Source organism: Burkholderia sp. AU31624, from assembly GCF_020420065.1.
In the GTDB taxonomy this organism is placed as follows: domain Bacteria; phylum Pseudomonadota; class Gammaproteobacteria; order Burkholderiales; family Burkholderiaceae; genus Burkholderia.
Window position 1 is genome coordinate 293,511 of sequence record NZ_JAIZRT010000004.1, and the last position, 11,887, is coordinate 305,397.

Annotated in this window: 13 protein-coding genes; 9 read left to right on the forward strand and 4 right to left on the reverse strand. The window is 68.1% G+C overall.

Annotation, left to right across the window (positions count from 1 at the left end; all coding sequences use genetic code 11):
- Window positions 1-63: 63 nt before the first annotated feature.
- Complete coding sequence (locus tag LGM89_RS16465; protein WP_089494557.1) at window positions 64-348, forward strand: DUF4148 domain-containing protein; 285 nt, start codon at window positions 64-66, stop codon at window positions 346-348.
- Window positions 349-382: 34 nt separating this feature from the next.
- On the opposite strand, the gene LGM89_RS16470 is transcribed toward LGM89_RS16465, so the two are convergent.
- The gene (locus LGM89_RS16470) at window positions 383-1,300 is read right to left on the reverse strand and encodes a 3-hydroxyacyl-CoA dehydrogenase family protein (RefSeq protein ID WP_226273442.1); all 918 of its coding nucleotides are present in this window, start codon (window positions 1,298-1,300) and stop codon (window positions 383-385) included.
- 247 nt (window positions 1,301-1,547) lie between these two features.
- Between LGM89_RS16470 and LGM89_RS16475 the strand changes: the two genes are divergently transcribed.
- Both LGM89_RS16475 and LGM89_RS16480 read left to right on the forward strand, forming a co-directional pair.
- Window positions 1,548-1,988: an Hsp20/alpha crystallin family protein gene (locus tag LGM89_RS16475; RefSeq protein WP_089494555.1), complete on the forward strand. Its 441-nt coding sequence runs from the start codon at window positions 1,548-1,550 to the stop codon at window positions 1,986-1,988.
- A 16-nt stretch (window positions 1,989-2,004) separates the two neighbouring features.
- Window positions 2,005-2,415 (forward strand): Hsp20/alpha crystallin family protein, encoded by a 411-nt coding sequence (locus tag LGM89_RS16480; protein WP_226273443.1) that lies wholly within the window; start codon window positions 2,005-2,007, stop codon window positions 2,413-2,415.
- An 89-nt stretch (window positions 2,416-2,504) separates the two neighbouring features.
- Here the strand turns inward: LGM89_RS16480 and LGM89_RS16485 are convergent, their stop codons facing one another.
- Window positions 2,505-2,840 (reverse strand): zf-TFIIB domain-containing protein, encoded by a 336-nt coding sequence (locus tag LGM89_RS16485; protein WP_089494553.1) that lies wholly within the window; start codon window positions 2,838-2,840, stop codon window positions 2,505-2,507.
- A 93-nt stretch (window positions 2,841-2,933) separates the two neighbouring features.
- Entirely contained in the window at window positions 2,934-3,689 is a 756-nt protein-coding gene (locus tag LGM89_RS16490; protein ID WP_089460756.1) for a TerC family protein, read from the reverse strand.
- Between the two features lie 108 nt (window positions 3,690-3,797).
- Between LGM89_RS16490 and LGM89_RS16495 the strand changes: the two genes are divergently transcribed.
- A complete protein-coding gene (locus LGM89_RS16495) occupies window positions 3,798-4,691 on the forward strand; it encodes a LysR family transcriptional regulator (RefSeq protein WP_226273444.1) in 894 nt (297 codons plus the stop codon).
- A 115-nt stretch (window positions 4,692-4,806) separates the two neighbouring features.
- A complete protein-coding gene (locus LGM89_RS16500) occupies window positions 4,807-5,895 on the forward strand; it encodes a DUF2242 domain-containing protein (protein WP_226273445.1) in 1,089 nt (362 codons plus the stop codon).
- A gap of 229 nt (window positions 5,896-6,124) precedes the next feature.
- On the opposite strand, the gene LGM89_RS16505 is transcribed toward LGM89_RS16500, so the two are convergent.
- A complete protein-coding gene (locus LGM89_RS16505) occupies window positions 6,125-7,045 on the reverse strand; it encodes a pyridoxal-phosphate dependent enzyme (protein ID WP_089494551.1) in 921 nt (306 codons plus the stop codon).
- A gap of 158 nt (window positions 7,046-7,203) precedes the next feature.
- Between LGM89_RS16505 and LGM89_RS16510 the strand changes: the two genes are divergently transcribed.
- The 4 genes from LGM89_RS16510 (at window position 7,204) to LGM89_RS16525 (ending at window position 11,880) form a co-directional block, all read left to right on the forward strand.
- Entirely contained in the window at window positions 7,204-8,115 is a 912-nt protein-coding gene (locus LGM89_RS16510; RefSeq protein WP_089495270.1) for a LysR family transcriptional regulator, read from the forward strand.
- A gap of 743 nt (window positions 8,116-8,858) precedes the next feature.
- Window positions 8,859-10,064 carry an MFS transporter gene (locus LGM89_RS16515; protein WP_226273446.1) on the forward strand — a complete coding sequence of 402 codons (1,206 nt, stop codon included), beginning with the start codon at window positions 8,859-8,861 and terminating at the stop codon, window positions 10,062-10,064.
- Window positions 10,065-10,644: 580 nt separating this feature from the next.
- Window positions 10,645-11,145, forward strand: coding sequence for a spore coat U domain-containing protein (locus LGM89_RS16520; protein WP_089495269.1), 501 nt, complete (start codon window positions 10,645-10,647; stop codon window positions 11,143-11,145).
- 15 nt (window positions 11,146-11,160) lie between these two features.
- Window positions 11,161-11,880 carry a molecular chaperone gene (locus LGM89_RS16525; protein WP_226273447.1) on the forward strand — a complete coding sequence of 240 codons (720 nt, stop codon included), beginning with the start codon at window positions 11,161-11,163 and terminating at the stop codon, window positions 11,878-11,880.
- The last annotated feature ends 7 nt before the right edge of the window (window positions 11,881-11,887 follow it).

An 11,887-nucleotide genomic window follows, 5' to 3' on the forward strand; every position in this document is an offset into this window, starting at 1 on the left:
CATCGGAACGCACGGCCAGCCGCCGCGCGCGTCCGGTACCCGTCCCCTTGATCGGAGCCCGCCATGAACAACGTCCTGCGATTCGCCGTCGCGATCGCTGCAGCCGCCTTGCTCTCCCCCGCCTTTGCCCAGACCGACGCTTCGGCCCCGGCACAACAGGGCCTGACACGCGCGGAAGTCATCGACCAGCTCAAGCAGGCCTATCTCGACGGCGAACTGCCGACCAACGACGGCAACTACCCGCCGGACGCCGCGACACGTTCGCGCAACCGCGAACTCGTGCAGGCCGTGAGCCCGGCGTGGCTGGCCCACACGCCGCCCGCCAGCCAGGCGACTTCGCAGCAGTGACCGGCGCCGCCGCGCCGGCGCAACGCAATCAGGATCACGGCAGGAAGCTGCGGCGCCGCGCGTCGATCAGCTCGACGAGCAGGCGGTCGCGTTCGGCCGCGAGTTCCTGCATCGAGTGCTCGCCCTGGATCGTGCGCAATGCGTCGTTCAGCTTGCGATCGACGTCCGGATCGAACGAAGGCGTGCCGAGATCGTCCCACCAGCTCGTGATCGGCCCCGACAGGTGCTCGAGAAAGTGCGCGATCCCGCCCGCGCCGCCGCCGAGGTGATAGGTCAGGCATTGCCCCATCAACCCCCAGCGCAGGCCGGGCCCCCATGCGACGGCCTTGTCCGCATCGGCCACGCTCACGACGCCTTCGCCGACGAGGTGATACACCTCGCGGAACAGCGCGGCCGCGAGCCGGTTTGCGACGTGGCCGGTCATCTCCTTGTTGAGGACGATCGTCTGCTTGCCGAGCGCATCGTAGAAATCCTTCACGCGCGCGATCACGTCCTGGCTGGTGGCATCGCCACCGACCAGCTCGACGAGCGGAATCAGGTGCGGCGGATTGAACGGATGCGCGATCAGGCAACGTTCCGGATGCTTGTCGCACGCAGCCTGGATGTCCGACATCTTCAGGCCCGATGAACTCGACGCGATCGGCACATGCGCGGGCAGCACGTCGTCCATCTGCCGGTACAGCGCGCGCTTCAGGTCGAGCCGCTCCGGGCCGTTCTCCTGCACGAAGTCGACGCCGTCGAGCGCACGCACGAGATCGGCGTCGAACGACAGCCGCGCGGAAAGTTCGGCGGCCCGGTCGCCGAGAAACGCGGCCAGCGCATCGCGCAACCGCGTGTCGGCTTGCGGCGCCGGATCAGTCGCGACGACGTCGAAGCCCTGCGTCAGATAGAAGGCGGCCCAGCTCGCGCCGATCACGCCGGCGCCGACGATCGCGATGCGTCGAATGTCCATGATTGTCCCGTGTCGTTGGTCTGCCAATAGATCGCGGCGATTGTCGCATCGAATCGCGCGGGCCTGCATTGACGCGGATTGCGGATTCCCTCTTGAAATGCGCTTCGGCTGCCACTAATTACGCGTCGTCGGGCGGTGCAGCATGCAGCGCACCGCCCCCGTTTCGACCCAGTGGAGCTTCCACGACGCGCCCGCCGCAGGCGTGGCGCCGTCACGTCTCCCGCGTTCCCTGTTCAGGAGGACCAACATGAGCGGTATCCATTTCGGCAGCGACCTGTTCGACGAATTCGCCCGCGTGCAGCGGCAAGTGGCCCACCTGCTCGGCGATCGTCCGGCCGGCATTCGCGCGGTACGCCCCGGCGCCTTTCCCGCGCTCAACGTCGGCGCCACCGACGGCGCGATCGAGATCGTCGCGTTCGCACCCGGCATGGCCGCGGCCGATTTCGACGTGTCGATCGACAAGGATCTGCTGACGATCAGCGGCGAGCGCAAGCCCGCACCGCGCGGCGAAGGCGACGACCTGCGCACCTATGCGCAGGAACGCTTTCACGGCGCATTCCGCCGTGTCGTCGAGCTGCCGCGGGACGCGGATCCCGACCAGGTCAGCGCCCGCTACGAAAACGGCTGCCTGCTGATTCGCGTCGGCCGGCGCGAGGCATCGAAGCCGCGTGCGATCACCATTCAATAATACTCAGGATACCGACATGAATGCGAACCCGACCCTGGCCGAGCGTCAGACCAACACCGTCCACCCCGCTGCCGCCGAAGCGGCCCGCCGTCCCGCGATCACGCCGGCCGTCGACATCGTCGAGAATCATCTCGGCGTCACGCTGCGGGCCGACCTGCCCGGCGTGCCGCGCGAGAACCTCGACGTGAAGGTGCACGACAACACGCTGACGATCGAAGCCGACACGCGTCTCGACACGCCGGCCGACCTGCGCGTGCGGCATGCCGAAATCCGTGCGACGCGCTATGCGCGCAGCTTCGTGCTGAGCCCGGACCTCGACACGTCAAGGATCGACGCGAACCTGCGCGACGGCGTGCTGACGCTGACGATTCCGCGCCGCGAGGAAACGCGTCCGCGCCGGATCGACGTGACGGCCGGCACCGCGTAAGCATTGGTGCGTGCCGTTATCACGCACGCATGAAGAAGCCCCGCCGGGTACGCGCCCAGCGGGGCTTTCTGTTATGACGTGCGGTGCGATCAGTCGAAGTCGAACAGGTCGAACACCGATTTCTTGCGACGCTGGCCGTCGTGCTTGTAGCGATCGTCGTGCGAGCGGCCATCGTGTCGGTCACGGCTGTCGTGCGAACGAGCGTCGCGCCCCCACCCGCCAGCATGGTCGCGCGGCGCTTGCGCATCGTGCCGCACGGAGGCTTCATCGCGGCGCGCTGGCGCATCGCCGGCCTCGCGCGCGATCAGCTTGTCGAGTTCGCCGCGGTCGAGCCACACGCCGCGGCAGGTCGGACAGTAGTCGATCTCGATCGACTGGCGCTCGGCCATCAGCAGGTCGGGCGTCTTGCAGACAGGGCATTTCATCGCGCTTCTCCTTTCGGTGCGAATTTCATCCGGATTCCATATGACGCGCGTAACGCCGGCCGCTGCAGCAGCAGCCGTGTCACGCGCGCCGGTTCAGTGGCCATCCGTCGGCGCCGAGCGCTTCGCCTTCGCGCGCCGCGCCAGCATGTTCATGCCTTCGACGAAGGCCGAGAACGCCATCGCCGCGTAGATGTAGCCCTTCGGCACATGCGAACCGAAACCTTCGGCGATCAGCGTCATGCCGATCACGACCAGGAACGACAGCGCGAGCATCACGATGGTCGGGTTGCGGTCGATGAAGCGTGCGAGCGGCTGTGCCGCGAACAGCATCACGGCGACGGCGACGATCACGGCGACGAACATGATCGGCACGTGCTCGGTCATGCCGATCGCGGTCACGATGCTGTCGATCGAGAACACGATGTCGAGCATCACGATCTGGCCGATCGCGGCCCACATCGTCAGGCCGACCGCCCCGCCCGAACCGCCCGCGCCTTCACCGTCGCGCGACACGTGGTGATGGATCTCGGTGGTCGCCTTCCACACGAGGAACAGGCCGCCCGACAGCAGGATCAGGTCGCGCCACGAGAACGCATGGTCGAACAGCGTGAACACGGGTTCGGTGAGGCTCGCGATCCACGCGACGCTGCCGAGCAGCGCAAGGCGCATCACCAGCGCGAGCGCGATGCCGAGGCGCTGCGTGCGGGCGCGCTGCGCCTCGGGCAGCTTGTTGCTGAGGATCGAGATGAAGATCAGGTTGTCGATGCCGAGCACGACTTCCATCACGACGAGCGTCAGGAGCGCCGCCCAGACGGCGGGGTCAACGGCAAGCGTCAGCAGGTAGTCCATGAGATGGGCCGATACGAAAGTGGAAAGCCCGATCATAGGCCGCCCCGAACTTCGAAAAAATCAGAGAGAATCTGATTTTTTGTTCGGTTTTTCCGAAATATCGCTCCGATGCTCAATTTCCGACATCTGTACTACTTTTGGGTCGTCGTGAAGGAAGGCGGCTTCGCGCGCGCGGCCGCGCGGCTCGACATGGCCGTGCAGACCATCAGCGCGCAGGTGCGCGAGCTCGAAAAAGCGCTCGGGCACCAGTTATTGCGCCCGGCCGGGCGCGGCGTCACGATGACCGACGCCGGCCAGGCCGCGTTTGCGCGCGCGGAGGCGATCTTCGAGATGGGCCGGCTGATTCCCGACGAAGTGCGCGCGGCGGCCAGCCAGCCGACCGTGCGGCTCGCGGTCGGCCTCGCGGACGGCATCTCCAAGCTCGCCGCGCACGCGATCCTGGCACCCGTGCTGGATACCCCCACGCTGCGGCTGCTGTGCCACGAAGGCGAGCACGATGCGCTGCTCGCGGAGCTGGCGCTGCATCATCTCGACCTGGTGCTGGCCGGCCAGGGCGCGCCGTCCGGCTCGAACCTGCGGGTGACGAGCGAGCGGCTCGTCGCGTCGCCGGTCGACTGGTATGGCCCCGCGGCGCTCGTCACGCCGGCCGCTCGGCAGCACTTTCCGGCGTGCCTCGCCGACCTGCCCGTGCTGTTGCCGACCGCGCATTCGGCGCTGCGCGCGCGCCTCGACCGGTGGCTGGAGGGTGAACGGATCGTGCCGCGCGTGGCCGGCGAATTCGAGGACAGCGCGCTGATGGCCGTGTTCGCGGCGCGCGGCCTCGGCGTGTTTCCGCTGAGCGAACTCGGCGCGAACGACGCGTCGCTGCTGCGCGGGTTGCGGCGGCTCGGGCGTGCCGGCGACGTGACCGAGGAGATCCACGCGATCCGCTCGCGGCGCGGCGAACACCATCCGCTGACGTCGCAATTGCTGGCCGCGGCACGCGGCGCGTCGGCCGACTGAAGCGAGCGCGACATCAAACGAAACTATAATGACGCCCCGGCCTTACGAGATTGCCGCGCGCTTCATCCAGGCACCGCCGTTGCGCGGCCTCTCGCCAAGCCTTCTGAAAGACGCCATGCACAACCGATTTCGCCTGTTTTCCGTTTCGTGCGCGCTCGCGGCCGCGACCGTGCTGGCGGCGTGCTCGTCGCCGCCCAAGCCGATCTACCAGCAGGAACAGTTCGACGCGACCAGCAGCCCGTACGCGCACACGTTCCACTCGAAATCCGACGCGGCCTGCGAGGCCGCGCGGCGCGCGCTGCTGAGCCAGGGCTATGTGGTGTCGTCGTCGCGCAACGATGCGGTCGACGGCAGCAAGAATTTCCAGCCGAACAACGACATGCACGTCGTGATCGAGTTTCACGTCGTGTGCGCGGACGCGAACGCGGACGGCACGTCGAGCATCGCGTACGTGAACGCGGTGCAGGATCGCTATACGCTGAAGAAGTCGAATACGTCGGCCAGTGTCGGCTTGAGCGTGTTCGGCTCGCTGTCGCTGCCGATCGGGTCGAGCGACGACGCGCTCGTCAAGACCGCCAGCGAGACGATTCCCGCCGGCGTGTTCTACGAGCGCTTTTTCAATCTCGTCGAGCATTTCCTGAAGATCGACCCGGCCCGCCGCGACCGCGCGACCGTCAAGGCCGCCGAGAAGGAACCCGTCACGCCGCTGCCCGAACCCGCGCCGACGCCGCAAGGCGAGCCGATGAAGATGACGACCCCGGTCGTGCCGACGCCGCCTGCGGCGCCGGTGCCGCTTTCGTTGCCGGCGGTCGCGCCCGAGTCGGGGGCGAACGCCGTGCCGGCCGCGGCGTCGGCCGTGGTCGCGCCAGCGGCGATGCGGGCTGCCGCGCCGGTGGCGGCGTCGGGTTCGGGGTCGGGTTCGGCTTCGGGTGGGGCGCCTGCAGCGGCCGCGTCGTCGATGCCCGCACCGGCGTCCGCGCCGGTTTCGGCTTCCGTGCCTGCATCCGCTTCCGGTCCGGCATCGTCGCCGGCCGCTTCGGCACCGGCCGCTGCAACACCGACACCGGTCACACCGGCGCCTGCCCCCCCCGCCTCGGCCCCCGTATCGGCATCGGCGCCCCCGAGCACATCGCCCGCGCCTGCCGCCGCGAACCCCGTCGCCTCGTCCGCACCGTCCGCCGCGAGCGCACCGGCCGCCCACTGACCGGCCGTCCGTATCGTCGCGCCCGGCCCCATCCGGCGCCGCGCGACGATACGCACCTTTCTCCCTCATTCATCACGGGAATTTCCGTGCTGCCGGCTGCATACCCGTTGTGTCGCTGAGGTTGCTTCGATGCTTCGCGACGGTGTATGCGCAGCCGATGCCGACGTTCGCCGGGATCGGCTGCCGTCCGGCCGTCATCCGACAGGCCAGCCAGCGCCGGTCGCCCCGCCTACCGCAACGTCGCGCGCAGCGTCTGCATCTGCTCGACGGTCGCCGTCACGCCGCCGCAGACGATCACGGCGATCTCCTTCGCCGACGCGAGCCCGGTCACCGGCCGCTCGAGCGCGGCCAGCGCGGCGCCGCACGCGGGCTCGACGACGATCCGGTGCTCGTCGAGGAAACGCAGCGAGGCGGCCACCGCCTCGGCATCGGACACGACGACCGGGTGAATTTCGTGTCGCGCGGCCCATTCGACCGCCGCGTCGCACGGCCGCTTCGCGCCGAGCGACGTCGCGATGCTCGTGATCGCCGGCAATTCGACCGCATGCCCCTGCGCGAGGGAGCGCGCATAGCAGTCGGCGCCTTCCGTTTCGGCCGCGACCACCGGCACGTCGTGCCAGCCGTTGCGCGCCAGCCCTTCGAGCACGCCGCACAGCAGCCCGCCGCCGCCCACCGCGACCACGATCGCGTCGGGCTTCGGGCCGGCTGCCGCCATCTCGTCGATCATCGTCGCGTGGCCCTGCCACAGCACGCGATCGTCGAACGGATGCACGAACGCATCATGCTCGCCGAGCGCCGACTGCGCGAACGCATTCGCCTCGGCCCAGCTCGCCCCGTGCACGACGAGTTCGGCGCCCTCGACGCGGATCAGCTCGCGGGCGCGGGCCGACGCGCTTTCCGGTACGACGACGAGCACCGGCACGCCGAGTTCGCGGCCGCAATACGCGACCGCGATGCCCGCGTTGCCGCCCGACGACGACACGAACCGCCGCGCGCCGGCCGCGTGCCGCGCTTCGCAGACGGCGCCGATGCCCCGCAGCTTGAACGAGCCCGACGGCTGCAGCGCATCGAGCTTCAGCCGGATGGTCCTGCCGAGCCGGCGGGAGGCGATTGGCGAGCGGAGATAAGGGGTCGGGATATGAAGGGGCATGGGGCGGGACCAGTGGGGAACGGGGGGAAACGCGCGCGACGTGCAACGGCGGGCGGCAATGGCGGTCATCGTACGGCACGCCCCCCATGCTTTCCAATACCATTGAATGGCATTTGCTATGCTCGACAGGTATATCAATGAACCTGAAGGGATGCCGCATGCGCCAGATCGAATTGCGTCACCTGCGCTACTTCGTGGCCGTCGCGCAAGCCGGCAGCGTGATGGCCGGCGCCCGGGCGGCCGGCATCGTCCAGCCCGCGCTGTCGCGACAGATCCGCGAACTCGAGGACGCGATCGGCACGCCGCTGCTGGTGCGCCGCGCAACGGGCGTCACGCTCACGGCGGCCGGCGCCAGCTTCCTGCAGGACGCGACCGGCCTGCTCGCGACGCTGCAGGACAGCCGTGAGCGCGCGCTGCGCAGCGCGGCCGGCCAATTGGGCGAGCTGCGGCTCGGTGCGTTGCCGAACTGCCTGCCGCTGCCCGTCGTCGGCACCGTCCTCAAGGCGTTTCGCGACGCGTGCCCGGACGTGAAGCTGTCGATCGCGCCGATGCTGTCGGCCGAACAGGCGAACGCGCTGATGCGCGGCCAGCTCGACGGCGGGATCATGGCGTGGCGTCAGGACGAGGCGCCGCACCTGTCGGGCGTGCGGCTGCTGAGCGACCGCTTCGTGCTCGCGATGCCCGCGCCGCCGGGTGGACGCCTCACCGCGCCGCGCACGCTGGCCGACGTCGCGCACGAGCCGTTCGTCTGGTTCGACGCGCAGCGCTCCGCCGCGCACCACCGGTTCCTGATGGCGCAGTGCCAGCGTGCCGGCTTCACGCCGCGCATCGCGCAGGTGGGCAGCGACATTCCGACGTTGATCGGCCTCGTCGCGGCCGGAATGGGCTGTGCATTCGTGCCGGAAAGCGCGTCGCCGACCTGCCCGCACACGGTCCGGCTCGTCGCGCTCGACGAACTCGCGCGCCGCTTCGACATCGAGTTCGTGTTCGACGGTGCGGCCGTGCCCCGGTCGCCCGTCGTCGCGCGGTTTCTCGAAGCCGTGCGTGATGCGACCGGCGAAGCGAGCTGAGCGGGCTGAATGTGCAGCAGATGCGGCGAACTCACCCGGCACTTGAGCGACCCGATTCGCGATGCCGAATGACGGGCGCCCCCCTTCCGCCCAACCGTCGCTTCGGCTGCCGAAACACGCTAAACAGCCGCATCTTTTTTGCGCAAATTCTTACAAAATGACGACACCGGACGCCGCAGCACCGGTGTTTTTAAATTGGCACCAAAAACGGCCGTTTAACGTCGCTTCGAATTGTCATGGCTCGAAATATACTGCGCGCGCATCCAACCCTCGTGCCAAAGAGAGGATGCGTTTCCGCCCCGGTCACGGTCCCCCTGTGATCGGGGCTTTTTTTGCCTGCGGGCCTTGTCTGCAAAGGGTTTTCCGCGACGATGCGAGATTCGCCCGGCGCGATGCCGGCCGCCTGGGCGGCCCGTCCGATCCGCGCGACCACCCATCGCCGCGCAGTCGGCACGCGGCTTCCGGTTCATCCGGCGGGAGCGACCGTCAGTCCGCGTCGAAGCGCCGATGGATCGCGATCTCCCGGCCTGAAGCCACCCGCCAGACTTTACAAATATCTTTCACAAAAGCAGCGCTTTCACCCGCCGCGCCACCCGGCCTCAAGCGCCCGCTGCATTGTTGACATGAAATCAAGATAATTTCGTCCGTACACGGCTTTTTCCGCAAAAGTCATGCAGGCACACTTCTTCCTGTCCTCAACGGTCCGTGCCGTTCGCTGTTTCTCGACTCCAGGAGCCCATCGCGTGAAGACCACGACTTCCTCTCCTTCCCGCCCGGGCGGCAGCGCCGCGCTGCCGCTGCTGGCACTCGCCGCCGGCGCGTTCGGCATCGGCACGACCGAGTTCTCGCCGATGGGCCTGCTGCCCGTGATTGCCGACGGCGTGCACGTGTCGATTCCGCAAGCCGGGATGCTGATCAGCGCCTATGCGATCGGCGTGATGGTCGGCGCGCCGCTGATGACGCTGCTGCTCGCGCGCTGGTCGCGCCGCTCGGCGCTGATCGCGCTGATGTCGATCTTCACGATCGGCAACCTGCTGTCGGCGTTCGCGCCGGACTACACGACGCTGCTGCTCGCCCGCCTCGTGACGAGCCTCAACCATGGCGCCTTCTTCGGACTGGGCTCGGTGGTCGCGGCCAGCCTCGTGCCGCGCGAGAAGCAGGCGAGCGCGGTCGCGACGATGTTCATGGGTCTCACGATCGCGAACGTCGGCGGCGTGCCGGCCGCGACCTGGCTCGGCCAGATCATCGGCTGGCGCATGTCGTTCGCGGCGACCGCGGGCCTCGGCCTGGTTGCGATCGCCGGGCTGTTCGCCGCGCTGCCGAAGGGCGAAGCCGGCAAGATGCCCGACCTGCGCGCCGAACTCTCGGTGCTGACGCGCCCCGTCGTGCTCGGCGCGCTCGGGACGACCGTGCTCGGCGCCGGCGCGATGTTCACGCTCTACACCTATGTCGCGCCGACGCTCGAACACCTGACCGGCGCGACACCCGGCTTCGTGACCGCAATGCTGGTGCTGATCGGCGTCGGCTTCTCGATCGGCAACATCGCGGGCGGCCGCCTCGCCGACCGCTCGCTCGACGGCACGCTGATCGGGTTCCTGCTGTTGCTGATCGCGACGATGGCCGCGTTCCCGGTGCTCGGCCGCACGCATGCGGGCGCCGCCGCCACGCTGCTCGTGTGGGGTGTCGCGACGTTCGCGGTCGTGCCGCCGCTGCAGATGCGCGTGATGCGGGCGGCCCACGAAGCGCCGGGGCTCGCGTCGGCCGTCAACATCGGCGCATTCAACCTCGGCAACGCGCTCGGCGCGGCGGCCGGCGGCGCGGCGCTGTCGGCGGGCTTCGGTTATGCGGCCGTGCCGCTCGTCGGCGGACTGATCGCCGCGGCGGGACTCGCACTCGTCTTCGTGCAGATCGCGCAGCAGCGCCGCGCACCGGCCGCTGCGAATTCGTAAGCGCGACACGTCGCGCGCCGGAGATGCATGCCGGGCCGCCGATCCGTACCGACCCACGCTCACGGCCGCGCAATGCGCGCCGTTTTCGTTTTCAACGGTCGACTTCGATTCAACGCCCCGCGAGCGGGAAAAGTCCCGAATCTCCAGCAATCTTTCAGCGCTCCCAATGCAATACGTTTTCGGAATGAAAAACGATTCAATTCATTCAAATGATTCACTTTCATTTCTTCTTCACCGCATCCAGCACATTATTTAGCCCATTCCCCGCCGGCCGACTCAATCCTTCCAATCAGCCCGAAAAATAGTCCCGAACCCCGCATGAATTACTCGTTTTTGCTGCAATGCAAGGTAATGACTTATGCCAATCCCACACGAGAAATCGAGAAAAGAAATTCCCCGTACCTTTATTCAATTAATAGACCCGCAAATGTAACAAAATGAAACAGGGTGAATTTAAAGATTGAAAGAATTGCCGATTCGTATCAGGATTTGCGACAACGTAGCGCGATCAAGCGCGGCATAAATCCAACGAAAAATCGATCGATGAGGGATCAGTGTGAAACTCGCCATCGCTTCCACGATGTTGTCGCTCGCGCTGTCCATCGGCCTGTCGACACCCGCCGCCGACGCAGCCACCTATTCGAACGGCACCGCGACCGCGACCTTCAACGTCACGCTGACGCTGCAGCCGAACTGCACGATCGCCGCGAACCCGCTCGCGTTCGGCACCAACGGGGTGCTGGCCACCGCGATCAACCAGCAGACGACCGTCAGCGTCACCTGCACCAATACGACGCCGTACAACGTCGGCCTCGACGCCGGCACGGTCACGGGCTCGACCGTCGCGAGCCGCCTGATGGCCGGCACGACCACCGGCAACACGACCACGACCGTCGACTTCCAGCTCTACCAGGACGCCGGGCGCACGACGATCTGGGGCAACACGCAAGGCACGAACACCGTGGCCGGCACCGGCACGGGCGCCGCGCAATCGCTGACCGTCTATGGCCAGGTGCCCGCACAGGCGACGCCGAAACCGGACACCTATCAGACGACCGTCACCGCAACCGTCTACTTCTGACCGGCGCCGCAACGCATGACCGCATTCCGTCGAACGCTCGTCGCGCTGCTGTGCGCGGCCGGCGCCGCGCACGCCGCGTCGCTGCAGATTTCCCCCGTCACGATCGAGTTCGGCGCCGACGACACGGCCAGCGGCATCACGCTGCGCAATCCGGGCGAACGCCCGGTGTACGGACAGGTGCGCGTGTTCCTCTGGAACCAGAGCGATGGCCAGGACACCTTGACGCCCACGCAGGATCTGCTGGCCAGCCCACCGCTGATCGAGGTCGGCACACAGGCCGAGCAACTGATCCGCGTGGTGCGCGCATCGCGCGTGCCATCCGGCACCGAGCAGGCCTACCGGCTGCTGATCGACGAATTGCCGCCGCCCGGCGAAACGCCGGCCAACGGCGTGTCGATCCGGCTGCGCTATTCGATTCCGGTATTCGTCGAGCCTGCCGCCGACGGCGCACCGCGACTCGACTGGGCGCTGCTGCGCAACAACGGCGGCTGGGTGCTGCGGGTGCGCAACGGCGGCACGCGGCGCGCGCAACTGGCGTCCGTCGAACTCGTGACCGGCGACGGGCAGACATACCCGCTCACGCGCGGCCTGCTCGGCTATGCACTCGCGGGCCGCACGGGCCAGTGGAGCGTGCCGCTGCCGGCCGGCGTCACGCTCGGCGGCAAGGTCACGGTGCGGGCGACCGTCAATTCGCAGCCAGCCAGCGCGGTCGTCGCGGTGGAGCCGCCGGGCTAGTCCGCCG